Origin of the sequence: Wenyingzhuangia fucanilytica (assembly GCF_001697185.1) — a bacterium.
Lineage (GTDB): Bacteria > Bacteroidota > Bacteroidia > Flavobacteriales > Flavobacteriaceae > Wenyingzhuangia > Wenyingzhuangia fucanilytica.
On the sequence record NZ_CP014224.1, the window covers coordinates 3,064,085 to 3,087,881 of the forward strand.

A 23,797-nucleotide genomic window follows, 5' to 3' on the forward strand; every position below is an offset into this window, starting at 1 on the left:
AGAAAATGATTTAATAAAGCAGGAAATTACATATTCCTGCTTTATTATTTTTCTAGAACACCTATTAGAAACCTCTAAAAAATCAACATGAAAAAAATACTAATCTTATTATTAGTTGCTCCGTTGCTAATCTTTGCACAAAGACCTAAAAGTGATAATATTTTTCACGATAGAGATTTTTGGCAAACTCAACCTACTGTTGAAGTTGTAAAACAAAAAATTAAAGAAGGTAACGATGCTGTAACACCTAACCAAGCAGCTTTTGATGCCGTTTGCTACGCAATTATGGCTAAAGCTCCGGTAAAAACTATTGAGTATCTTTTGTCTCTACCTGGAAACAACATCAACAAACCTACACACGATGGAAGAAGCTATTTAATGTGGGCAGGAAGTTCTGGAAATATTGAGGTAATGAAATTATTACTAAAAAAAGGAGCAGATACTAAAATACAGGGGAGTCACGGATTCAATTGGTTTACGTTTACTGTAAATGCAGGACACGAAAATACTGATATTTATGAGTTAATGGTAGCTAATGGTATAGATCTAAAAGAAACCAACAGAGCTGGTGCCAATGCTATATTATTAATGGCACCATACAGTAAAGACGGAAAAATTATTGAATATTTCCAACAAAAAGGTTTAGATATAAAGGCTACGGATAAAGAAGGAAACAATATCTTATTTTATGCAGCTAAAAAAGGAAACATTAACCTAATTAAAAAATACATCGCTCAAGGTTTTGATTATAAAAAAATCAATACTAACGGAGAAAACCTAGTGCTTTTTGCAAGTCATGGTGGTAGAGGTTATAGTAATCCATTAGAGGTTTATGAATACTTTAACACCTTAGATTTAGATTTTACCTTAACAAATAAAGAAGGTCAAAACGCATTACACAATATTGCATCTAGTACCAAAGACATTGCCATTATTGACTTTTTCATCAACAAAGGAGTAGATGTAAATCAAAAAGATAATAAAGGAAACACTGCTTTTTTAAATGCAGCAAAAGGGAATAATCTTTTAGTATTGCAAAAATTAGCACCACTAACTAAGGATATTAATCAACAAAATAAAGAAGGATACGCTGCCATTACCTATGCAACACAGCGTATTAACTTAGAGGTTTTTGAATTGTTAAAAAGTAAAGGAGCAAACGTAAATGTAGTTGATGCTGATGGAAATAATTTATTTTATCATTTATTCAACGCGTACGGTAGAAGAACTGCTAAAGATTTTGAACCTTTTGTAAATGCTTTAACAGCAGCTGGTGTTTCATTTAAAAATGCTTCTAAAAATGAATCTCCACTACACATTGCTATTGCCAAAGGAGAAGATAAATTGATTAAAAAAGCTTTAGAGTTAGGAGCTGATATCAATCAGAAAAACAGTGATGGATTAACGCCTTTACACTTAGCTGCCATGAAAGCTACCGATGTAAAATTATTACACTTTTTAATTGGTAAAGGTGCCGATAAAACCATTACTACAGATTTTGAAGAAACAGCATATGACTTGGCTAAAGAAAACGAGTTATTAAAAGGAGACATTTCATTTTTAAAATAAAAAATTATGAAAAAATACAATCTAATTGCTATAATCTGTTTTTTGGTTTTATCAGCATTTACAGTAAAAACTAGTACTAACGAACCAAGCTCAAAGTACAAATGTATGGTTCAGTTAAAAAATTACGAGGGTGAGGGAGCTTATGTAGTTGTATCTGTAGTTGATAAAGACGATAATTATTTAAAAACTTTACATGTTTTAGGTGATGATGAAAAATGGTATGCAGATTTACCTAAATGGTGGGCTTTCTTTGAAAAATCTGAAGAAAACATTGATGCCATGACAGGTGCAACCATTGCTGGTGGAGAACGCTCAATTTTTACTTTTGAAATTGATGAAAAATACATGACTGCTGGAAATAAACTTAGATTTGAAACAGCTGTAGAGCATCAAGATTATCACGTAAAAGATTTAGAAGTTTCTTTAGAAAGCAAGAATCTTAAAAACAAGTTTGAAGGTACTGGATACATTCGTTACGTTAGAATTTTACCAAACTAATTTAAAACATGCTTACCAAAATATGGAGATACAGTCATTTTTACTTGACTGTATCTTCTTTCTTATTTTTATTATTAGCCGCTGTAACAGGGGCTTTTTTAGCCTTTAAACCTGTTCAGGACAAGCTACAACCTTACCATATAAAAAACTCAGAAAACACTTCTTTAGCACAAGTAATAGATACTTTAAAAAACAAGTACGAAGAAGTTTTAGACCTAGAGGTTGATAAAAATTATTTTGTAAAAGCCACTGTTTTTAGCATGGAAGCAGATTTGGACGGACAATTTTACATCCATCCTATTCATGGAAATAAAATTGCTGATATCCCTCCAAAAAATACTTTTTTTGAGTTTTTAACTAACTTCCATCGTTCTCTTTTTTTAAAAACACCTGGACGAATTTTTGTAGGAATCACCTCTTTTTTATTGTTTTTAATTGCTATTACAGGATTATTACTGGCTATTAAAAGGCAAGGTGGTTTTCTTAAATTTTGCTCTAAGATAGTTAACGATAAATCCATTCAATACAACCATGTTGCCTTAGGTAGAATTTTATTAATTCCGATTATTATTATTGCTCTAACGGGAACTTATTTGTCTATGGATCGGTTTTCTTTATTACCAGAAAACAACGTTGAAGTTATAGAACAAAAAACAAGCTCTCAACAAAACATTGCTTTTTCTGAATTTCCTATTTTTAAAAACACTTCTTTAAAAGAGGTTCAAAAATTAGAGTTCCCTTTTTCGAGTGATGAAGAAGATTTTTTTATTCTAAATCTTCATGATAAAGAACTTAAAATTCATCAAAAAACAGGAGATATTGTACAAACCACCCACTACCCGTTTATACAAATTTTACACACCTTAAGTTTTAATTTACACACTGGAAACGGAAGTATTCTTTGGTCTTTAGTTCTATTTCTAAGCTCATTGGCTATTTTATATTTTATGTATTCTGGAACAGTCATTGCCCTTAAAAGATTAAGTTCTAAAACCAAAAACAAACATAAAGCCACCGATGCTAATTTTATTATTTTAATTGGCTCTGAAAATGGTGGTACCAAAAGATTAGCGAAAACACTACAATTAGCATTACTTAACGCTAATCAAAAAGTATTTTTAGACGATTTAAACAACTATAGTAATTACCCTAACGCAGAACAGTTAATTGTGATTACCTCAACCTACGGACAAGGAGAACCACCAAATAATGCCAACTTATTTTTAAACAAACTAGCAGAGGTTAAAATTCACCATCCTTTTAAAACACATGTGATTGGATTAGGATCTTTATCATATCCTAAATTTTGTGAGTTTGCCAAGGAAATTCATAAGCAGGCTTTATTAAAAGATGGAATGACTGTAACTTCTGACACACCTTTATTAATTCACAATCAGAATTACGAACAATTTAGAAATTGGGTGATAGATTGGAGTAACTCATTAAATTTAAACTTAGAGATTCCAAAAGAACTATCTGCAAAAAAGAAAAAAGAAATTACTTTTAAAATTATAGACAAACAGTCTGTAACAGATAAATATGATGAAACGTTTACACTTACTTTATCTGTACAAAAAAGGAAAAAATTTGTTCCTGGAGATTTATTAGGAATTACCCCACCAAACGAAACTTCAGAAAGATTGTATTCCATTGGAAAAACAGCCAAAGGAGATATGCTTTTAAGTATAAAAAAACATAGCCACGGAGTTTGTTCTAATTATTTAAACAATTTAAAAATATCTGATAGTTTACAAGCAAACATTCAACAAAACAAAGAATTCCATTTTCCTAAAAAAGCCAAGCATGTTGTTTTTATTGCCAACGGAACGGGGATTGCTCCATTTTTAGGAATGATGCATCAACAAACCAAAGCCAACGTTAGTTTGTATTGGGGAACACGTACTTATGAGTCAGAAAACCTGTACAAACCCTACATCACCGAGGCTTTACACACAAAAACCTTAAACAATTACGAAGCTACTTTTTCTAAAGAAGTTATTGAGTATAATTACGTGCAAGAACTATTAGAAAGAGACCATAAAAACATTGCCATCACTCTAAAAAACAAAGGAACCATTATGCTTTGTGGTTCTATTAACATGAGAGATGATGTTTTTATTCAATTAGAAAAAATCTGTACAAAACACCAATTACATCCTTTTAGTTATTACAAAGACAACGGACAAATTTTAACTGACTGTTATTAAGTATAGAACCAAAAAAGCTCAACAAAATCTGTTGAGCTTTTCTATGAAAATGTATTTTTTTAATTCCTTATACTAACGGAAATCTTGTCATATCTTCTGGTTGTTCTACACCAATCATTTTTAAAATAGTTGGAGCGACATCACCTAATACACCATCTTTAATTTCTTTAATGTCATTATCAACAACAATTAAAGGAACTGGATTGGTAGTATGTGCTGTGTTTGGAGAACCATCAGGATTCATCATTACTTCACAGTTACCATGATCTGCAATTACCAAAGTAGAATATCCATTTTCTAACCCTGTTTCAATAACTGCTTTTGCACATGCATCTACCGCTTCACAAGCTTTTATGGCTGCATCCATCATTCCAGTATGCCCAACCATATCACCATTTGCAAAGTTTAAACAAACAAAATCAGCTTCACCTTTCTTTAAATCTTCACACAAAGCATCTTTTAATTCATAAGCGCTCATTTCTGGCTTTAAATCATAAGTAGCTACTTTTGGCGAATCTCTTAAAATTCTAGATTCACCTTCAAAAGGTTCTTCTTGTCCTCCAGAGAAAAAGAACGTTACGTGAGGATATTTTTCTGTTTCTGCAATACGGATTTGTTTTTTACCTGCTTTAGATAAAACCTCTCCAATGGTATTCTTAATATTATCGTTATTATAAATTACATTAATTCCTTTAAATGTTTCATCATATAAAGTAATAGTAGTGTAATATAAATCTAACTTTTTAGTATTATGCTCAGGGAAATCATTTTGAGATAACATATTGGTTAACTCTCTACCTCTATCTGTTCTGTAGTTAAAGAAAAGAACTACATCACCTTCTTCAATAGTTGCTTTTGGAGTTCCATCAGCATTTGTCATAATTACTGGCTCTAAAAACTCATCCGTTACCCCTGCAGCGTAATTTGCTTTTAAACTAGCAATAGCATCCGTAGATTTTGTTCCTTCGGCATGCACCACAGCATTATAAGCTTTTGCTACACGCTCCCAACGATTATCTCTATCCATCGCAAAATAACGACCTGTCATAGATGCTAATTCACCTGTAGTTTTAGACATATGTTCTTGAATATCGCTAATAAATGCAGCACCAGACTTTGGATCTGTATCTCTACCATCAGTAAAAGCGTGTAAGAATAAGTTATCTACTTCATTTTCTTTTGCCACATCTAACAAACCTTTAATATGATCTATGTGAGCATGAATCCCTCCATTAGAAACCAATCCTAATAAGTGAACTTTTTTATTATTTTCTTTAGCATACTTGTAAGTATCAACCAATACTTTTTCTTGACCTAAAGTTTTTTCTCTAACAGCAATGTTAATCCTAGTTAAGTTTTGATAAACAATTCTACCAGCTCCTAAGTTCATGTGTCCAACCTCAGAATTCCCCATTTGTCCATCTGGCAAACCAACAAATTCCCCATCAGTACGTAAAGATGCATTTGGATATTTGTTATACAAAGAATCTATATAAGATGTGTTTGCATTATATACTGCTGATACTTTTGGATCTTGAGTAATTCCCCATCCATCAAGAATCATTAAGATTACTTTTTTGTTCATTATAGTTGAATTTTAATTCTTGTCACAAATATAAGGAGAAGCATTAATTAACTTAGGCTAAAACACTAAGAAACAAAGAAAAGGTTTTCGAATAAACGTTTAATACTGATTTAACTCTTTTTCTGAACAAAGCCTACACTAACTCATAATAATTTTGCACTAATTTTTTCATCAACAAAACAAGCTTTTAACAGTGAAATTATAACGATTATACCTGATAAAATGTTGTTTGTACAAAAAACATCAATTAGTCTAAAAAAACTCTTAAATTAGAAAGCAAAAAACCCCTTATTAGTAATGAAGATAAAATCTTATAGACAATACAAAGAAGATTATAAAGAAAGTATAGAAAATCCCGAAACTTTTTGGGCTAATATTGCCAAAGAATTTACTTGGCGAAAAAAATGGGATAAAGTTCTAGAAGCAGATTTTACAAAGCCTGAAGTAAAATGGTTTGTAGGTGGAAAATTAAATATTACAGAAAACTGCTTAGACAGACATTTAGAAAAAAACGGAAATAAAACCGCTATTATATGGGAGCCTAACAACCCAAAAGAAGAATCAAGACATATTACCTACAAGCAATTGTACCATAAGGTATCTGCTTTTGCCAATGTTTTAAAAAACAAAGGAATTGAAAAAGGAGACAGAGTTTGTTTATACATGCCTATGATTCCTGAATTAGCCATTGCTATGTTGGCTTGTGCTAGAATTGGTGCTGTACACTCTATCGTTTTTGCTGGTTTTTCTGCATCGGCTTTGGCTAGTAGAATTAACGATTCTGAATGCAAACTATTAATTACTGCGAACGAAGTTTATAGAGGTACTAAACCTATTAATCTAAAGGCAGTTTGTGATGAAGCCTTAGAAAAAACACCTTGTGTAAAAGACGTAATTGTATACCGAAGAACTGTTGAGCCTACTGCTATGAAAGAAGGTAGAGATACTTTTTGGTTTGAAGAATTACAAAAAGTACAAGATGACTATTGTCCTGCTGTTGATATGGATGCAGAAGATATGTTATTTATTTTATATACCTCTGGCTCTACAGGTACTCCAAAAGGAATGGTTCATACTTGCGGAGGATATATGGTAGGAACTACCTATACCTTCCAAAACGTTTTTCAAGCTAAAAAGAACGATGTTTATTGGTGTACTGCAGATATCGGTTGGATTACTGGACATTCTTATATTATATACGGACCATTAGCCTCTGGAGCAACTACAGTAATGTTCGAGGGAGTTCCATCTTATCCTGATTACGGACGTTTTTGGGAAATAGTTGAAAAACTAAAAGTAACGCACTTTTATACTGCACCAACAGCTATTAGAGCCTTAGCCAAACAACCTATTCACTTTGTAGAAAAATACAATCTAGATAGTTTAAAAGTTTTAGGATCTGTAGGAGAACCTATAAACGAAGAAGCTTGGCATTGGTACAATGATAATATTGGAAAAGGTACTTGTCCTATTGTAGATACTTGGTGGCAAACAGAAACAGGAGGAATTATGATTTCTGCCATGGCTGGAATCACACCTTTAAGACCTACTTTTGCAACGCAACCTCTACCTGGAGTACAGCCTGTTTTGTTAGATCCTGAAGGAAATGAATTAACGGATTCTCCTGCAGAAGGTAGTTTAGCTATTAAAGGCGCTTGGCCTTCTATGGCAAGAACTATTTATGGAAACCACCAACGTTATAAAGAAACTTATTTTTCTGCCTTTCCAGGAAAGTATTTTACTGGTGATGGTGCTTACCGTGATGCTATGGGGAACTATAGAATTACAGGTCGTATGGATGATGTAATTATTGTTTCTGGTCATAATTTAGGAACTGCGCCTATTGAAAATGCAATTAACGAACACGATGCCATTGTAGAATGTGCCATTGTTGGTTTTCCTCACGATATTAAAGGAAATGCTTTATATGCTTATGTTACAAAGTATGATAACATTACTACTAACGAAGACGTATTACGTAAAGAAATTAATCAGGTGATTACCAAAACCGTTGGAGCCATTGCTAAAATGGATAAAATTCAATTTGTAAGTGGTTTGCCTAAAACACGCTCTGGAAAAATTATGAGAAGAATTTTAAGAAAGATAGCCTCTAACGATGCTGAAAACTTAGGAGATATCTCTACATTACTAAACCCTGAAGTAGTAGAAGAAATTAAACAAAATGCCCTTTAATTTCTTCTAGAAATTATAAATAAAAAAACTCCAAAGCTAATTTCAGCTTTGGAGTTTTTTTATTTATTTACTTTTTAACTTCCATGTTCGTACCCAATCTACTCGCATAGTATTTACAGTATCATCTTCCAATTCTTCTTTATTTGGTAATCCTCCTACCCAAGGAGAATCTTGTGTCCATAAATCCCATATTAAAAATTGATCTAATGTAAAGGCTTGTGTTGTGGTTACTTTTCCTGATGGTTCTCCATCTAAATAAAACTGAACTGTATGAGCATCTTTCCACCAAGCACCTACAACATGATATGCTTCATTCCATTTTACACCTTTCAAGGTATTTCCTTCTGATAAATTTTTATTACTTGAATTCCCCTTTGCTCTTTCTGTAACGCCATTTTTTACAATAAAATACTGCGAATTCATTTGCCATGGATATTCATCTAAATCAAAACCACCTAAAGATTCTCTTGAAGGATTTGAATTGTTTTCAATAATATCTATTTCATCTCTATTATTAATATCTCCATTATTCAACCAAAAAGTATTAAAAGCAGATATATGAGCTGTTTTAATACGACATTCTGTATACATAGGGAATTTAATAGCTGTCTTAGATCTAACTCTTGAAGTTTCAAACCATTGTGTTTCACTCGTTTTATCCCAAGTTGCTTTTATCCATAAATTTCCATCAGTAACTCCTGAGTTTTTATTAACCATATTTACAGGAGTATCTCCGTAATTCCAATTGGTTTTCACCCATTTATCATCATTCCAAACATCAAATTCATCGGACAAAGCCTCTACTTTTTCCCATACCATATCAGTTGGTGTTGTATCATCAAAAGACACAAACGTAGGATAATTAACATCTGCTTTATTTACATCTATAATTTTCACTTCTTCTTGTGGATCTTCTGGAGTATCAGTATCTGAATCTGGTGGCGTAATGGCTACCGAATCACTTGCGCAACTTACAGAAACAACAAATACACTAAAAAGTAATAATTGTACTTTTTTTAATACTTTACTTTTAAACATCATTTACTTTTAATTTTATTCCCAACAAAAATATTTAAAGTAAACACTCAACTATTATACTTTATATAGACAATTACTGAACAAATCAAAAAAAACAATAGTAACTGATGACATTAGTGATGCTTTTATAATACAAAAGACACAATTAAAAGAATAAAAAAAATCCCAACTCAAAGAGTTGGGATTTTTTTTTAAAATTAAGGAAATACTATAGTAAATCTCTTAATCTTTGTGCTGCACCTTCGGCAGTAATATCACGTTGTGGTGTTCCAAACATTTCGTAACCTACCATAAACTTTTTAACCGTTGCACTTCTTAATAAAGGTGGGTAAAAACTCATATGCCAGTGCCAGTGACCATTATCACCACCATCAGTTGGTGCTTGATGAATTCCACTAGAATAAGGGAATGATGTATTAAATAATTTATCATATACTTTTGTTAAAACAGAAATAGCGTCAGCATATAACTCAGCTTCTTTTTCTGTCATATCCAAAATACTGTTTTGTTGATTTTTTGGAGCAATCATAGCTTCAAAAGGCCAAACAGCCCAAAAAGGAATCAACACAACAAAAGCATCATTTTCATAAATAATACGCTCTCTATCTCCGTTTAACTCTTGCTTTAAATAATCTCCTAATAAGCTAGATTTTTTATCAGCAAAATAAGTTTTTTGAGTTGTATCTTTTTTAGAAACCTCATTTGGCAAACTAGATTGCGACCAAATTTGTCCATGTGGATGTGGATTACTACATCCCATTACCGCTCCTTTGTTTTCAAAAATCTGAACGTATTTTATCTCATCCTTAGAACCAATTTCTTTATACTCACGTTGCCAAGTTTTTACTACTTCTGTAATCCCTGGTACATCCATATCTGCTAAACTTTTTGAGTGGTCTGGACTAAAACAAATCACCTTACAAATACCTGTTTCACTTTCTGCCTGTAACAAACCATCATTTACTTTAAAAGAAGGTGAATCACTTTGCAAAGCAGCAAAATCATTAGTAAAAACGTAAGTTCCAGTATACTTAGGGTTTAAATCACCACTAATTCTTTTGTTCCCGGCACACAAGTAACAAGACTCATCGTACTCAGGTCTTTTTTCATCATTAACAGCTTCATTCTGTCCTTGCCAAGGACGTTTAGATCTGTGTGGAGAAACCAATACCCATTCTCCTGTTAAAATGTTAAATCTTTTATGCGAATAATCTTCTAAATGCTTATCCATTGTATATTATTTTTCTTGATTAAATTAATTTTGTTCCATCAGACAATGCCACTTCATATGGAGAGCATTCATGACCGAATTTTTTAGTATACGCTTCAACTGCAGTTTTCTTAAAACCTTCAACAGCCGTTTTTTTGATTAAGTTAATGGTACAACCACCAAAACCTCCACCCATCATTCTTGCTCCTAGAACGTCTGAATTTTCTTTTGCCAAATCGACTAAAAAGTCTAACTCCTCACAACTCACTTTATATTGATGTTGCAATCCGTTATGAGATCCATAAATAAGTTTTCCTAAACCAACTAAATCATCACTCTTAATAGCAATCGCTGCAGCTTCGGCCCTAGCATTTTCTTGTACTACATACAATACTTTTTGATAATCTTCTTCTGATAATTGACCTTTTACTTTGTCTAAATCTGCAATAGTAGCATCTCTTAAAGCATCAATTCCTAACATTTCTGCTGTTTTTTCGCAAACTGCACGTCTGTCGTTATATGCACTATCAGACAATTTGTGTTTTACGTTTGTATTAAAAAGTAATAGTTGATAATCTTTAAAATCAATAGTAAAAGGTTCTGCTTGGGCAGTTCTACAATCTAACAACAAAGCACTGTTCTCTATACCGAACATACTTGCGTATTGATCCATAATTCCACATTTTACACCCACATAATTATGCTCGGCTGCTTGAGAAATTAAAATCATTTGATATTTAGTTAAACCTAAATTAAACAACTCATTAACACCAAAAACAACACTGTTTTCTAATGCTGCAGAAGATGACATTCCAGCACCATCAGGAATATTACCTCCAAAAACAATATCAAAGTTCCCAACTGTTTTTCCTAATTTTTGAGTTTCTGCAACTACACCAACCACATAAGCATGCCAGCTAGATAAGTTTTTAGTATCTAAATTATTAACATCAAACTGAAAAGTTTCATTCATATCAATTGCAATAGCAGTTGAAACATTTTTGTCTGTTTTTTGAATAGCCGCCACAATTCCCTTATCTATTGCTGCCGGAAAAACAAACCCTGCATTATAATCGGTATGCTCTCCTATTAAATTGATTCGACCTGGTGAATAAATAAGCACAGGCTCTGCTGTAAAATTTTTAGCAAAGTTTTCTGTTACTTTTTGAACTAATTTAGTATCCATATTTTATGAATTTAAGGGTGATTAACAACCTCTCTTAATTAAAAGTTAGGTATGATTTATTTTTATTGATTACTCTAGAGTAACCGTCCAATTGATTTTATATTTATCGCCTGCCTTTAACTCTTGCAAACCTAATTTGTTATTAAAACTATCCGAAACTCCAGTAACTGGCTCTAAAGCAATTACATTCTTTTTAGGAGGAGTATACATCTGAAAAAAGTTTTCTTTTCCAGTAGTATCAATAGTCATTTTATATTTAGGCGTATTAAATACTACTCTACCTTCTCCTAAAGCATAACAATCATCTAATTGTTGATCTTTAATTTCAATAGGCATTTTAGCTTTTTCTTCAATTATATTTTTAGTAATCATACGCTCATCAAACTCTATTGTTTTTATTGTTGATAAACTCAAAGTACTATGATACAAATCATCACTTAAAAAATAAGGATGCCAACCTATGGTAAAAGGAAAAGTGTTAGTGTCATTATTATCAACCTCTACCTGCAAATCAATACTAGAATTGGTAACGGTAAACTTTAATGTAATCGTAAATAAGTATGGAAAAGCTTTGTTTTTAGTTGACGTGGTATAAGTCATGGTAACAGAAGCCGCTTTATCTGAAGTTTCTGAATCTACAACCTCGAAAGATTTGTTATAAACCAACCCATGTAATGCATTATTATTACCTGTTTCATTACAATCAAACTGATAACCAACACCTTTATAAGTATATTTTCCATCTTTAATTCTGTTTGCAAACGGGAACAAAACAGAAGAAGCATAGGTGTTTTTATATTCTAAAGGATCTAAATCTACTATAACTGGATGAGAATTTATAGTTAACGTTTCTAAAGCCCCACCTCTGTCTAAACATATTTTAGCAGAAGATTTATTTTCGTTTCCAAGGATCTCAATATAATTAAGTCCGTTTTCTTGTAATTTATTAATTTGATACACTGTGATGATTTTATAATGACTGCCTTACAATAAGACGATTTATGTTTTCTACCTGAACAAGTTCTTTGTGATTAATCATTTGAGCCAAACGTTTTCCCATTTCGTTAAAATCTGTAGTAATGGTAGTAATTCCACCTTCTACTACTTCTTTTAACAATGTTTCGTTGTAAGATATAATTCCAATATCTTGGGCAATTGCCAAACCTTGTACTCTAATTTTTTTGATAATCCTTATTAAGTTTCTATCATCAGGAATAATATAGGCTTCCCCTTTTTGCAAAACCCTATCTTCTAACGTGGAAAGAATTTCACTATTTATGTTATTCTGATGACAAAAAGTTTCAAAACCTTTTAACATACCTATTGGCTGAATTTTTTCATCATATAAAAAAACCAGCTTTTTGTATTTTGTAATAAGCGGTAGCGCTTTGGTTAAATTTGTATTGATATCTTTTTCAAAATTTTGATACACAGCTGCATATTCCGAAAGCTCAGAATGCATTTGATCCAAAATAAAAACTTTCTCTTTTGGTATTCTTTCAATAACCTGATGAGTGTTTTTTAAATTTGCCGGCATCACAACATAAGAGTTATACCCTCCTATATTATCATTAATCAATTTACTAAACACTTTATGATTAAAGTGATGAAAATATATATCTACCTCGGTATTACTCTCTAAATTTTTTAAAAAAGAACTATACAACTCTTCTTTAAAACCATTTAACTCATCAAAAAGTAAAAAAACTTTTTTCTCAACATTAATATTTTCAGACAATACATAATAACCTTTTCCTGCAATAGACTCAACAATCCCTCGGATTTTTAACTCATTTAACGCAGTTAAAACCGTATCTCTAGAAACTTTATTTTCTTTTTGGATATAGCTAATAGAAGGCAACTTATCCCCTTTAACCATTTGTTTATTAACAATAGCATTCTCAACAGATTTAATAATCTGCTTATACTTAGGGATTCCTATTTGTTTTTTTATGGGTTCAAGATTCATAAAAGCAAAGATAACAAAAACTAGTATGTACTGGTATGTTTTTTGAAAAAAAAATCAGATTTAGTAAAAAACACTAAAGGAAATAAACAAATTTTTTGCATAAAAAAAGCCCAACTCTTAGTGAGTTGGGCTTTTGTACCTAGGGCGGGAATCGAACCCGCACTTCCGAAGAAACTGGATTTTGAATCCAGCGCGTCTACCAATTCCGCCACCTAGGCGTTTCATTGGAGCTGCAAATGTAAAAAAATATCGATGTATTCGCACTAATCAAACGAAAAAAATTTCTACTTTTGCAATCAAAACAAACCAACACCAACAACAATCATACAAATGTCTGTTAATCAACTTACTCCAAAGGTTTTTGCTTGTTCTCAGAGCACTGAATTAGCACAAGCTATTGCAAAACATTACGGTACTGAACTAGGTGACTTAACCGTTTCTAGGTTTAGTGACGGAGAATTCCAACCAGTTATCAACGAAACAGTTCGTGGAAGAAGAGTCTTTATTATTGGTTCTACTTTCCCTAACGCTGACAATTTAATGGAATTGTTACTAATTTTAGATGCTTGTAAAAGAGCTTCTGCAAAACACGTAACAGCAGTTATTCCTTATTTTGGTTATGCTCGTCAAGATAGAAAAGACCAACCTCGTGTGGCTATTGGAGCCAAAATGGTTGCTAATTTATTAGAAGCCTCTGGTGCTACTCGTGTAATGACCATGGACTTACACGCTGGACAAATTCAAGGTTTCTTTGAAAAACCAGTAGATCACTTATACGGATCTACTATCTTTTTACCTTATATAGAAAGTTTAAAATTAGAAAACTTAACTATTGCATCTCCAGACATGGGTGGGTCTAAAAGAGCATATGCTTATGCTAAATACCTACAAAGTGATGTAGTAATTTGTTACAAACAAAGAGCTAAGGCCAATCAAATTTCGCATATGGAATTAATCGGTCAAGTTGAAGGACAGCACGTTATCTTAGTTGATGACATGGCAGATACAGCAGGAACTTTAACTAAAGCAGCAGATTTAATGATGGAAAGAGGAGCTTTAAGTGTAAGAGCTATTGTTACTCACCCTATATTATCAGGTGATGCTTACGAAAAAATTGAGAACTCTCAATTAACTGAGTTAATTACTTCTGACACAATTCCATTAAAAAAGCAGAGTTCTAAAATAAAAGTATTATCTTGCGCTCCCTTATTTGCGGAGGTAATGGATAAAGTACAGAACTTCAAGTCAATAACGGATAAATTTATCATTTAATATATATTATGAAATCAATTACAATCAAAGGATCTCAAAGAGAAAGCGTAGGTAAGTCAGCGACTAAAGCCTTACGTAATGCTGGACAGGTACCTTGCGTTATATACGGAGGGGACAAAGTTTTACACTTTTCAGCAGATGAAAAACAATTCAAAAACTTAGTTTATACTCCAAACGTATATACTGCTAAGATTGAGTTAGATGGTGCTTCTTACGAAGCTGTTTTACAAGACATTCAGTTTCACCCAATTCACGACAGAATTTTACACGTAGATTTTTACCAATTACAAGCGGATAAAGAAATTTCTTTAAACGTACCTGTAAAAATAGTAGGTAAATCTAAAGGTGTTGCTGTGGGTGGTGCTTTACGTCAAAACTTACGTAAGTTAAAAGTAAAAGCTATTCCTGCTAACTTACCTGATTTTGTTAACGCTGATGTTACTGAATTACAAATTGGTAATAAATTATACGTTTCTCAATTAAGAAACGATCAATACCAAATCTTACACAACGACAACACTGTTGTTGCTCAAGTAAGAATGTCTCGTAATGCTGCTAAAGCTGCTGCAGAGACTAAGTAATTTTTACACAAAAAATACTAAAAGAGCGTTACAATTGTGTAACGCTCTTTTTTTATACCATAGAATCTTATATTTGACATCAAAAAAATAATGGCATTATTTTCTAAATGGTTTCAACCCAAACAAATTTCTAACGAAGAAGATCCCATGAAAAAATTCTTAATAGTTGGTCTAGGAAACATTGGCCCAAAGTACGAGAACACCAGACATAATATTGGTTTTAAAGTTTTAGACGATTTAGCCAAACAACAAGAAACTTCATTCACCACAGATAAGTTAGGCGATGTAGCTGTATTTAAATACAAAGGAAGAACGTTTATATTACTCAAACCTTCAACCTACATGAATCTTAGCGGTAAAGCCGTTAAATACTGGATGGAGAAAGAAAAAATTACTCAAGAAAACATCTTAGTTATTTCTGATGATTTAAATATTGATTTTGGAACCTTTAGGTTAAAAGCAAAGGGAAGTGCAGGTGGCCACAATGGTTTAAAAGATATTAATGAAAAACTTGGCAATCAAAACTATCCACGTTTTAGATTTGGGATTAGCGCCATGTTTGGAAAAGGAAGACAAGTAGATTATGTACTTGGAGAGTGGGACAAAGACGAAATGAGATTCTTACCTGAACTATTAGATAAAGCCTCTAAACTAGTTGTTTCTTTTGGAACTGCTGGAATAGGAAACACCATGAATCAGTACAACGGAAAACAAGTTGATGATCTATAATAAAAAAGCGCTCAATAAATTATTGAGCGCTTTTTAGCTTGGGAGATTTTCTTATTTTTTAACGAAAAAGATTGGTTATTTTAACTCTTCTAACTTCACTTTTATTTTCTCTGACAACTTTTTAACTTCTTCTTTATGTTTTGGTTGCTTAGAAATATTAACTGTTTCTAGCCTATCATTTTTATGATCGTATAACATATCAGAATAATACTTTCCGTCCTTTTTATTATACCATTCTGTATATAAATAGTCTTGTGTTTTAATTGCATCACTGTTTTTCCATCGGATATAAGCAGCATCATCACTTAACGTTTCAGAAGGATTTTTTACCAAACTAACAAAACTCTCTCCTTCTAAATGGCTTGGCTTTTCAATATCAGCTAAATCACATAAAGTAGGATACAAATCAACCAACTCTACAATTCCTTTAGCTCTTTTTCCTGCTTCTTTTTTAAATTGTGGAGCCGAAACAATCATTGGCACTCTTAAAGAAACATCATAAGTACTGTGCTTACACCACAATTCATGATCTCCTAAACTCCAACCATGATCTGACCATAAAACTATAATGGTATTTTCTCTTTGCCCTATAGCTTCTAAATGATCTATCAACTTTCCAATCATTGCATCTGTATAACTCACACAAGCAGAATATCCATGAATTAACTCTCTTGTTTTAGCTTCTCCTAAATCTGTAATGTTTCTATCTCTTGGAATGTCTTTATAGGCTCTTAACTCACCCCAAGTATGTATCGCCCCTTTTGGAGCCCCTTTAGCTTGTTTTGGAGACAAAGACAATGGTAAACTAGCTCTATCATACAAATCCCAATATTTTTTAGGTGCAGCGAATGGTAAGTGAGGTTTACGGAAACCTACCGCCATAAAAAATGGCTTTCCAGAAGCAACAAATTTATCCATGTCCTTAATAGATTCTAAGACTATTTTTCCATCAGAATATTCGTAATCACCAACATTAGCTATTTCAGTAGAATTCCCTATTTTTTTCTTAGGGTCTCCTTTTTTCATCAACGCTAAATTCTCTTTGGTAACATATCCTTTAGGATTATCTCTTGACCTGTCATGAAATGGTTCTTTAGACCAATCTTGTTCCATATCTCCATGTCCATGAATGGTTTTACCATAAGAAGTTGAGATATATCCGTGTTTTTTAAACCAGCCAGGAATAGTAATTGTACCTGGAGCATCTTGATCGATTCTAGAACTAACATCTAAAAACTTTTCGTGAGTAGGCCTTATACCAGAAAACATACTTGCTCTAGAAGCACCACACACTGGTACATTACAATATGCGTTATCAAAGGCAACCCCTTGAGAAGCCAACTTATCTATATTTGGAGAAACAATATGTGATTCTCCATAACAATTAAGTTCTGGACGTAAATCATCGACTCCAATAAATAAAACATTTTTTGGTTTTTGGTTTTGTGCAATGACATTGCTAAACATGGATGCCAGGACACATACGAGAATACTTAAGTTTTTTATTTTCATATTTATAAAATTGATGTTTTAAAAATACAAAAACATCTACCTTTAAACACTTTAAAAGAGTTTGTTAACTCTCCTAAACACTCTACATTCTATCTAAAAACCTTGTTTATTGGTCACTTGCGTACCATTCTGCAAAAGAACTACTAGTTTCTTGTAGCTTTAAAGAATGTAATTGTATGTGATTAGGCAATCTATTTTTTATCTTTTCGGCAAAATCTAAAATCATCATTTCACTAGTAGGTTGATAATCTACCAAAATCACATTATGACCTCTATCTTGTAACTCTTTTGCCAACTCTACATGAGGGGTATTTTTGTTAAAAACTGTTGCATGATCAAACACATCTTCTACCTCTGACTTTACAATTTCTTTTAAATCTGTAAAATCAATCACCATTCCATTTTTAACATGATTAGGATCTTGAATAGGCGTACCGATAACTGTTACATATAACTTATAACTATGTCCGTGTACATTTCTACATTTTCCATCATATCCGTGTAAAGCGTGACCTGTTTCAAAATCAAACTTTTTTGTAATCCTAATCTTTCTATTCATCTTATTTACTTTTAAATTGAGTTAAAGCCTTATTGGTTTCCTCTGACAGCACCAACTCTCCACTAACTCCTGCTCTTTCTTTTAATAAACTTGCCCAGTCCTCTGTACCTTTCCACATAGTTTTCTTCATTGCTGATAAAGCTTGTGGACTATAACTCACCAATTGTTTTAAAAATTTATCTAAACTATAATTTAACTCAGAAAGTGTTGTTTCTACCTCGTGATATAACCCTGCTTGATGAGCCCACTTAGCCGTTCGCCAAGTAGTAGCGTTTAAAGAAAGTTTGGCCATATTGGTCAACCCTATTTTTCTAGTCACCGCAGGCTCTATAACAAAAGGTCCAATACCTATACTTAACTCGGACAACTTAATAGATGCTGTTTCGGTTGCAAAAACATAATCACTTGCTGCAGCAATACCTACACCACCACCAACTGTTTTACCTTGAACCGAAGTCACAACAATTTTACCACAGGTTCTAATTGCATTGATAACATTGGCAAATCCCATAAAGAATTTTGTTCCATTTTCTAAATTATCAATAGCCAACAATTCATCAAAAGAAGCTCCGGCACAAAAAACATTGGTTCCTGCGCTTTTTAAATGAATAACACTTATTCCATCATTCTCCCCCAATCCTTTAATAGCATTGCTTAATTGATCTAATTGTTCACTTGCAAGTGAATTACTTGCTGGACTAAAAAACTCTATCTCTGCTACTTTATCTTTTATAGTAGTCTTTACATATGCTCCCATATCAACTATTTTATTCAAGGTTCAATTTAAGAAGTTTCACAAACTTAATACGTAAAATTACAGCTCTTAATAACATCCACACCAAAAAGGCAATCCATATTCCCAACATTTTAAATTCTAAATAATCTAAAACAACTAAGGTAGGTACAAAACCTAAAAAAGTAGCTTTTAATAAAGTATTTCGTAAAGTAACAGCCTCGGCCATACCTTTAAAAACATCATCATACACAAAAGCAATTGCATTTAATGGCTGCATTAATAAAACCATCCAAAAAAAGGTATTAAAAGTACTGATAACTTCTTTATCTTTTGTAAAAATAGATCCAATATAAGGATATGCAAAACCAAAAATCAGCAATAAAAACAAAGCTACTCCCAATGCATATTTGGTAATGGTACTAACCAAAAGCGATAAATCTTTATAATTTTTTTCTCCTTTTAATTTTCCTGATACTATGGCCGAAACACTAGCATAACCATCCATAAAAAAGGCAAAAAACAACCATATCTGAAAAGCAATAGTAAATGCTGCAATATAATTAGAACCATATTTTGTAGCATAAGCATTGGCCATTACCAAACTAGTGTTTAAAGCAATGGTTCTTACCAACATATTTAAACTAATATTGATGGTTCTTTTAAGTTCTGGATGTATATTAAAAATAATTTTAAGTCTGAATGGTGTTTTTATAAACAATAAAATTAGAGCAAAGACAAACATCACCAATTGCGAAATTACACTTGCCCAGGCCGCTCCTTCTACATGCATCGCAGGAATTACATCTTGAATTCCATATACCAAAACTACATCTAAAACAATATTTAAAACCGCCCCAGTAGCACTTACAACCATAGGCCAAAAAGTATTTTGAAGCCCTCTAAAAATGGAAAAAACAGAAACAATAAACAACAACAAAGGAAAACCTAAAGCCCTAATTCTATAATAAGAAACAGTATAATCTAACACCAAATGATCGGCATTATAGAGTTGAAAAATAGATACAGTTAAAGCATAGGTAACGATGTAGACCAAAATTCCTAAAATCATATTGATTCCAATCATTTGAGCTGGTAAACCTATAATTTTATCTAATTGATTTTTCCCTAAATATTCTGCCACCAAAGCAGCAATTGCGACTTTACTTTGTGTAAAAATCCAACCAAGTGTAGCTATAAAAGAACCTGCTAAACCTACCGCTGCCAAAGCTTCGGTAGCATTTATTGACACATTCCCTACAATAGCCGTATCTGTTAAAGATAAAATAGGCTCTATTACTCCAGAAACAATGGCCGGAACTGCAATACTATTGATGTATTTAAAAGAAAATTTACGACTGCTCATGAATAAAAGCTATGGATTTTTGAACCACTTGTTGTAAATCTTTTGGCATTTCTTTATCGGTATAAGGTTGACTACAACCCAAAGCATGATTCATATTTTCTATCCAAACCAATTCACTTTTTGGATTCCAATTTTTTACATTTTTAGATTCCTCTGGTTTTACCACTACATCCGTTGTACCATGAATTAATAAATGATTAGCTTTTAAGTTTTTAACTGCTTTTTGAATGTTTAATCTTTCTTTATTCTGAACAAAATCATTGTAAAAAGAAATATAATGAGGCATTTTTTGCTTTGTTCTAGCGTTTTTAATGTAGGCCACCCCTCTTAATTTCCACCAAAACAATTTAGCTCCTGTAGGAAATCTCATTTCAAAATCAGAAACTCCTGCCCAAGAAATTATATTTTTTACTCGACGATCTTCACTTGCTTTTAAGGTTACAATTCCACCACCTCTAGAATGTCCTATTAAAGTAATATCATCAACATTAATTTCCTCAGCAAATGATGGATTCTTTGTGATTTCATCTAATACAACTTCTAAATCATCTAATTCTTTGGTTAAGGTATTTTTTCCAAAAGCTTTTAAATCTGGAAAATCAATTGGCTGTTCAACTGTTCCACCATTAAAAGCAAAACTAAATTTTGCAAAAAAGAAACCTTGTTTGGCAAATTCAGTAGCCATTAAATTCCAAGCTCCCCAATCTTTATATCCCTTATATCCGTGACAGAAAATAACCACTGGTTTTTGCACCTTATTCTTGGTGTAATGAAAATCAGTTAAAATAGGTTTTTGATGTTTTCCTGAAATCTGGATATTCTTTTGAACCATTACGCTTCTTGTTTATAGGGGTTATCTAAATTTTCTACAAAAGTAAGTTTGTTATCTAAAATCTCATCAATTAATGCGAATAAACTCTGTTTGAAATCTTCTAAATATGATTTTGTAACTCGATAATCTTTAACTCTTGAATTACTAGAAAAATTCATCCCCAAAAAGCCTTCTTTAAAATTTTTAAACGAATAAATTCCTGTCTGAAGTTCATATTTATCCATATCAAAACCCTTATCTTCAGTATACAACAACACATAGGTCATTACCTGAACAATTTTATGGTATTTAAAATCTGTAGTTGCCAAACTTAAATCTCCCAGTTTTAAATCCGTAGATTTTACCATACCTGTTTTGTAATCTACAATTCTTCTAACACCATCAACCTCATCAACCCTATCAATTTTTCCTTTTAAATTGATTTGATGACCATTTGGTGTTGTTAACGCTATTTTATACTCCCTTTCTAAATCTTTAACTACAATTTGTTTTCCTGATTTAACTTCGGCTAATTCTTTATTTAAAAAATTCAACACAAATTGTTCTGCTACCTCACTAATCAACCTGTTTTTACCAATATTGATATCTCCATCTTTAAAATGTTCTTTAAATTTAGATTCAACCATTTTTTTGGCACCAGATTTCATCACTTTTAAATCCTCTGCAATCAATATTTTGTTAACATAGTCTTTATACAAAAACTCTAAAGAATCGTGCACAACGGTTCCTAGGGTATTACTAGCTACTTCCTCTTCTACCTTGTCTGTTTCCTTAATTTTTAAAACTATTTTATTGTAAAAAGTCAAAGGATCATTAATATACTCGGTAATTCTACTTGGCGATGCTCCCTTTGTAAAATAAGCTTGTAGTAACTCCATAACTCTTGGCGTTTTTTCAACCTCAACAGCATTGGTATTGGTACTACAAATATTTGCCACAATGTTTCTATGCGTTACATCTTCTTCCTTATCAATCATTAATTGAGTTAAAAACCTACTCATTTCTCCTCCTCCAAAATCATCAGATTTTGTATTGTACAATAAATAAACATTTTCTGCTCTTTGAATCAACCTGTAAAAGTGATACGAGAAAATAGCATCTTTAGCCAAATAAGTTGGCATGTTAAATTGTTTTTTAACTTCAAAAGAAATAAAAGACCGTTCGCTCCCCCCGGTTGGTAAAACACCTTCGTTTACAGAGGTAATAATAACGTTTTTAAAGTCTAAACAACGGGTTTCTAACATTCCCATTAGCTGCATTCCTTCTAAAGCCTCTCCTCTAAAATCAATACTTTCTAAAGGCAATATTTTTTTAAATATTTTATATAATACCTTTATGTTATTGATGTATTTGTACTCTAAATTTAGAGTTGAAATTTCTTGAAAAACCTTTCTAAACCCTTCTACATACAACAATTCAACTCCTTCTAACTTTTGATTTAAATGATTGATGAACTGAATAATTCTTTCAATAAAATCAGTAATATTTTGTACAGACTCAAACAAATCTCCCAACTTTTGATCTAAACCAGCCGTGATACAAAAAGTTTTAATTTGCTCTTGTGTAACAAATACTAAATTATTCTGTGTGATGGTTTTTATAACCTTTTCGCTATTACTATTTGTGATTTTTGAAATATACGGATGCCTTAAAAAGGATAAAATATCTTTATAATAAAAGGCATTTTTCCCTAGTTTTTCTTTGTTTAAATGCAACTCAAAAACAGACTGAAACAAACCAGACAAAGGGATATTACTTAGTTGATATCCCATAGTAATATTTACCTTGTTTACAGATGCTGGAATTGAATTTAACACCACCGGTAAAATTGTTTCTTCTGCCAAGACCAAAGCCGTATCTTTTGGAACCAACTCTTTTTCTAACAAAGTAGTAATAGACTTAATTCCTGTAACATTTAGTGGACTACCTAAAATCTGGATATTCTTTTTAGCTCCAAAATGACTGTTCACCCAATTTTTCCTATTTCCATTTTGTAAACAATCCCATTCATTAAAAAACTTTCTCATAAAAGTTCCAGCCTCATGTTCACTATTAATATAATAAGCATCAGCATCCCAATAAATATGATTCTGTTCTAGTGATAAAAAACTTTTAAATATTTCTTCTTCCGCCTGATTTAAGGCATTAAACCCGACAAAGTGAAAACAATTTTCTGAATGATTTTTTAAATACTCTTGATGTTTTTCATAGGCTTGTTTATAAACCAATCCTTGATAACCTGCTTTTTTATCCATCAAAACCTCATTCAGTTTTTGATAATACAAATACAAATCTCCCACAAAACTCATATAGTTTTTAACAGTATCTGTAACCTCATCCTTAGAGGGTGACCAATCTTTTATTTTTTGAATATCTGTTAAATATGAAAAAATTTCGGAGGCATTAACAAGATGTCTATCTATTTCGTTAAAATCTTGAATTACAATAGTAGCCCAACCAATAAATCTTTCAAAAGTATCTGCTTCTGTTTTTTGATTTTCTTGCTTATAAATTTTAAAAAACTCAAACAACAAAGAAACTTGATCCATAGTTTCTATACCCGAAATTTCTTTGATAAAATTTTCAATGCTAATTATTTTTGGCAAAAAAAATACCCTCCCTTTTAATTCATCTTTAAAAGCATTTTTTAGATAAATTCCTGCACGTTCACTTGGAACAACACAAACCGTATTCTTATAGTTATTGGTAGTATTTACAATGGCTAAAGCTGTTTCTTGTAAGAATGTTTTCATAAAGT

19 protein-coding genes and 1 tRNA gene are annotated in these 23,797 nt (G+C 32.0%); 7 read left to right on the plus strand and 13 right to left on the minus strand.

Features of this window, described 5'->3' with window-relative positions; all coding sequences use genetic code 11:
- Positions 1-87 precede the first annotated feature (87 nt).
- Genes AXE80_RS12635 through AXE80_RS12645 form a run of 3 tightly spaced genes read left to right on the plus strand, consistent with a single transcriptional unit; the run spans position 88 to position 4,274 of the window.
- Positions 88-1,569, plus strand: a complete 1,482-nt coding sequence (locus AXE80_RS12635; protein WP_068827912.1) for an ankyrin repeat domain-containing protein — start codon at positions 88-90, stop codon at positions 1,567-1,569.
- 6 nt (positions 1,570-1,575) lie between these two features.
- Positions 1,576-2,067: a DUF2271 domain-containing protein gene (locus AXE80_RS12640; RefSeq protein WP_068827914.1), complete on the plus strand. Its 492-nt coding sequence runs from the start codon at positions 1,576-1,578 to the stop codon at positions 2,065-2,067.
- 8 nt (positions 2,068-2,075) lie between these two features.
- A complete protein-coding gene (locus AXE80_RS12645; RefSeq protein WP_068827916.1) occupies positions 2,076-4,274 on the plus strand; it encodes a PepSY domain-containing protein in 2,199 nt (732 codons plus the stop codon).
- Between the two features lie 67 nt (positions 4,275-4,341).
- Here AXE80_RS12645 and gpmI read toward each other — a convergent pair whose 3' ends face one another.
- Positions 4,342-5,859, minus strand: a complete 1,518-nt coding sequence (gene gpmI, locus AXE80_RS12650) for a 2,3-bisphosphoglycerate-independent phosphoglycerate mutase (RefSeq protein ID WP_068827918.1) — start codon at positions 5,857-5,859, stop codon at positions 4,342-4,344.
- Between the two features lie 297 nt (positions 5,860-6,156).
- On the opposite strand from gpmI, the gene acs reads away from it, so the two are divergent.
- A complete protein-coding gene (gene acs, locus AXE80_RS12655) occupies positions 6,157-8,052 on the plus strand; it encodes an acetate--CoA ligase (RefSeq protein WP_068827920.1) in 1,896 nt (631 codons plus the stop codon).
- 63 nt (positions 8,053-8,115) lie between these two features.
- Here acs and AXE80_RS12660 read toward each other — a convergent pair whose 3' ends face one another.
- From AXE80_RS12660 to AXE80_RS12685, 6 genes are all read right to left on the minus strand, one after another.
- Positions 8,116-9,093, minus strand: a complete 978-nt coding sequence (locus tag AXE80_RS12660; RefSeq protein ID WP_237340611.1) for a LamG domain-containing protein — start codon at positions 9,091-9,093, stop codon at positions 8,116-8,118.
- Between the two features lie 205 nt (positions 9,094-9,298).
- Positions 9,299-10,321 (minus strand): UDP-glucose--hexose-1-phosphate uridylyltransferase, encoded by a 1,023-nt coding sequence (locus AXE80_RS12665; protein WP_068827922.1) that lies wholly within the window; start codon positions 10,319-10,321, stop codon positions 9,299-9,301.
- Between the two features lie 19 nt (positions 10,322-10,340).
- The gene (gene galK, locus AXE80_RS12670; protein WP_068827924.1) at positions 10,341-11,486 is read right to left on the minus strand and encodes a galactokinase; all 1,146 of its coding nucleotides are present in this window, start codon (positions 11,484-11,486) and stop codon (positions 10,341-10,343) included.
- 69 nt (positions 11,487-11,555) lie between these two features.
- A complete protein-coding gene (locus tag AXE80_RS12675; protein WP_068827926.1) occupies positions 11,556-12,446 on the minus strand; it encodes an aldose 1-epimerase in 891 nt (296 codons plus the stop codon).
- A gap of 10 nt (positions 12,447-12,456) precedes the next feature.
- A complete protein-coding gene (locus tag AXE80_RS12680; protein WP_068827928.1) occupies positions 12,457-13,455 on the minus strand; it encodes a GntR family transcriptional regulator in 999 nt (332 codons plus the stop codon).
- A gap of 136 nt (positions 13,456-13,591) precedes the next feature.
- Positions 13,592-13,673 (minus strand) — tRNA-Leu (locus tag AXE80_RS12685).
- A gap of 112 nt (positions 13,674-13,785) precedes the next feature.
- Between AXE80_RS12685 and AXE80_RS12690 the strand changes: the two genes are divergently transcribed.
- The 3 genes from AXE80_RS12690 (at position 13,786) to pth (ending at position 16,037) form a co-directional block, all read left to right on the plus strand.
- Positions 13,786-14,727 (plus strand): ribose-phosphate pyrophosphokinase, encoded by a 942-nt coding sequence (locus tag AXE80_RS12690; protein ID WP_068827931.1) that lies wholly within the window; start codon positions 13,786-13,788, stop codon positions 14,725-14,727.
- Positions 14,728-14,735: 8 nt separating this feature from the next.
- Positions 14,736-15,308, plus strand: a complete 573-nt coding sequence (locus AXE80_RS12695) for a 50S ribosomal protein L25/general stress protein Ctc (protein ID WP_068827934.1) — start codon at positions 14,736-14,738, stop codon at positions 15,306-15,308.
- Between the two features lie 90 nt (positions 15,309-15,398).
- The gene (gene pth / locus AXE80_RS12700) at positions 15,399-16,037 is read left to right on the plus strand and encodes an aminoacyl-tRNA hydrolase (protein WP_068827937.1); all 639 of its coding nucleotides are present in this window, start codon (positions 15,399-15,401) and stop codon (positions 16,035-16,037) included.
- 75 nt (positions 16,038-16,112) lie between these two features.
- Here pth and AXE80_RS12705 read toward each other — a convergent pair whose 3' ends face one another.
- From AXE80_RS12705 to AXE80_RS12730, 6 genes are all read right to left on the minus strand, one after another.
- Entirely contained in the window at positions 16,113-17,549 is a 1,437-nt protein-coding gene (locus AXE80_RS12705; protein WP_083194672.1) for a sulfatase, read from the minus strand.
- Between the two features lie 106 nt (positions 17,550-17,655).
- Positions 17,656-18,108, minus strand: a complete 453-nt coding sequence (locus AXE80_RS12710) for a 6-pyruvoyl trahydropterin synthase family protein (protein ID WP_068827941.1) — start codon at positions 18,106-18,108, stop codon at positions 17,656-17,658.
- A 1-nt stretch (position 18,109) separates the two neighbouring features.
- Positions 18,110-18,883, minus strand: a complete 774-nt coding sequence (locus AXE80_RS12715) for an enoyl-CoA hydratase/isomerase family protein (protein WP_068827944.1) — start codon at positions 18,881-18,883, stop codon at positions 18,110-18,112.
- The gene (locus AXE80_RS12720) at positions 18,876-20,207 is read right to left on the minus strand and encodes an MATE family efflux transporter (RefSeq protein ID WP_068827947.1); all 1,332 of its coding nucleotides are present in this window, start codon (positions 20,205-20,207) and stop codon (positions 18,876-18,878) included. Before AXE80_RS12720 ends, AXE80_RS12715 begins: the two co-directional genes overlap by 8 nt.
- The gene (locus AXE80_RS12725; protein ID WP_068827950.1) at positions 20,194-21,039 is read right to left on the minus strand and encodes an alpha/beta hydrolase family protein; all 846 of its coding nucleotides are present in this window, start codon (positions 21,037-21,039) and stop codon (positions 20,194-20,196) included. Before AXE80_RS12725 ends, AXE80_RS12720 begins: the two co-directional genes overlap by 14 nt.
- A complete protein-coding gene (locus tag AXE80_RS12730; protein WP_068827953.1) occupies positions 21,039-23,792 on the minus strand; it encodes a PD-(D/E)XK nuclease family protein in 2,754 nt (917 codons plus the stop codon). The genes AXE80_RS12725 and AXE80_RS12730 overlap by 1 nt, the downstream gene beginning before the upstream one ends.
- Positions 23,793-23,797 lie beyond the last annotated feature (5 nt).

Excerpts from the sequence above, each read along its gene's own strand:
- AXE80_RS12635 (WP_068827912.1), top strand. The coding sequence starts at position 88 with ATGAAAAAAATACTAATCTTATTATTAGTTGCTCCGTTGCTAATCTTT.
- AXE80_RS12640 (WP_068827914.1), top strand. The coding sequence starts at position 1,576 with ATGAAAAAATACAATCTAATTGCTATAATCTGTTTTTTGGTTTTATCA.
- AXE80_RS12645 (WP_068827916.1), top strand. The coding sequence starts at position 2,076 with ATGCTTACCAAAATATGGAGATACAGTCATTTTTACTTGACTGTATCT.
- gpmI (WP_068827918.1), bottom strand. The coding sequence starts at position 5,859 with ATGAACAAAAAAGTAATCTTAATGATTCTTGATGGATGGGGAATTACT.
- acs (WP_068827920.1), top strand. The coding sequence starts at position 6,157 with ATGAAGATAAAATCTTATAGACAATACAAAGAAGATTATAAAGAAAGT.
- AXE80_RS12660 (WP_237340611.1), bottom strand. The coding sequence starts at position 9,093 with ATGATGTTTAAAAGTAAAGTATTAAAAAAAGTACAATTATTACTTTTT.
- AXE80_RS12665 (WP_068827922.1), bottom strand. The coding sequence starts at position 10,321 with ATGGATAAGCATTTAGAAGATTATTCGCATAAAAGATTTAACATTTTA.
- galK (WP_068827924.1), bottom strand. The coding sequence starts at position 11,486 with ATGGATACTAAATTAGTTCAAAAAGTAACAGAAAACTTTGCTAAAAAT.
- AXE80_RS12680 (WP_068827928.1), bottom strand. The coding sequence starts at position 13,455 with ATGAATCTTGAACCCATAAAAAAACAAATAGGAATCCCTAAGTATAAG.
- AXE80_RS12690 (WP_068827931.1), top strand. The coding sequence starts at position 13,786 with ATGTCTGTTAATCAACTTACTCCAAAGGTTTTTGCTTGTTCTCAGAGC.
- AXE80_RS12695 (WP_068827934.1), top strand. The coding sequence starts at position 14,736 with ATGAAATCAATTACAATCAAAGGATCTCAAAGAGAAAGCGTAGGTAAG.
- pth (WP_068827937.1), top strand. The coding sequence starts at position 15,399 with ATGGCATTATTTTCTAAATGGTTTCAACCCAAACAAATTTCTAACGAA.
- AXE80_RS12705 (WP_083194672.1), bottom strand. The coding sequence starts at position 17,549 with ATGAAAATAAAAAACTTAAGTATTCTCGTATGTGTCCTGGCATCCATG.
- AXE80_RS12710 (WP_068827941.1), bottom strand. The coding sequence starts at position 18,108 with ATGAATAGAAAGATTAGGATTACAAAAAAGTTTGATTTTGAAACAGGT.
- AXE80_RS12720 (WP_068827947.1), bottom strand. The coding sequence starts at position 20,207 with ATGAGCAGTCGTAAATTTTCTTTTAAATACATCAATAGTATTGCAGTT.
- AXE80_RS12725 (WP_068827950.1), bottom strand. The coding sequence starts at position 21,039 with ATGGTTCAAAAGAATATCCAGATTTCAGGAAAACATCAAAAACCTATT.
- AXE80_RS12730 (WP_068827953.1), bottom strand. The coding sequence starts at position 23,792 with ATGAAAACATTCTTACAAGAAACAGCTTTAGCCATTGTAAATACTACC.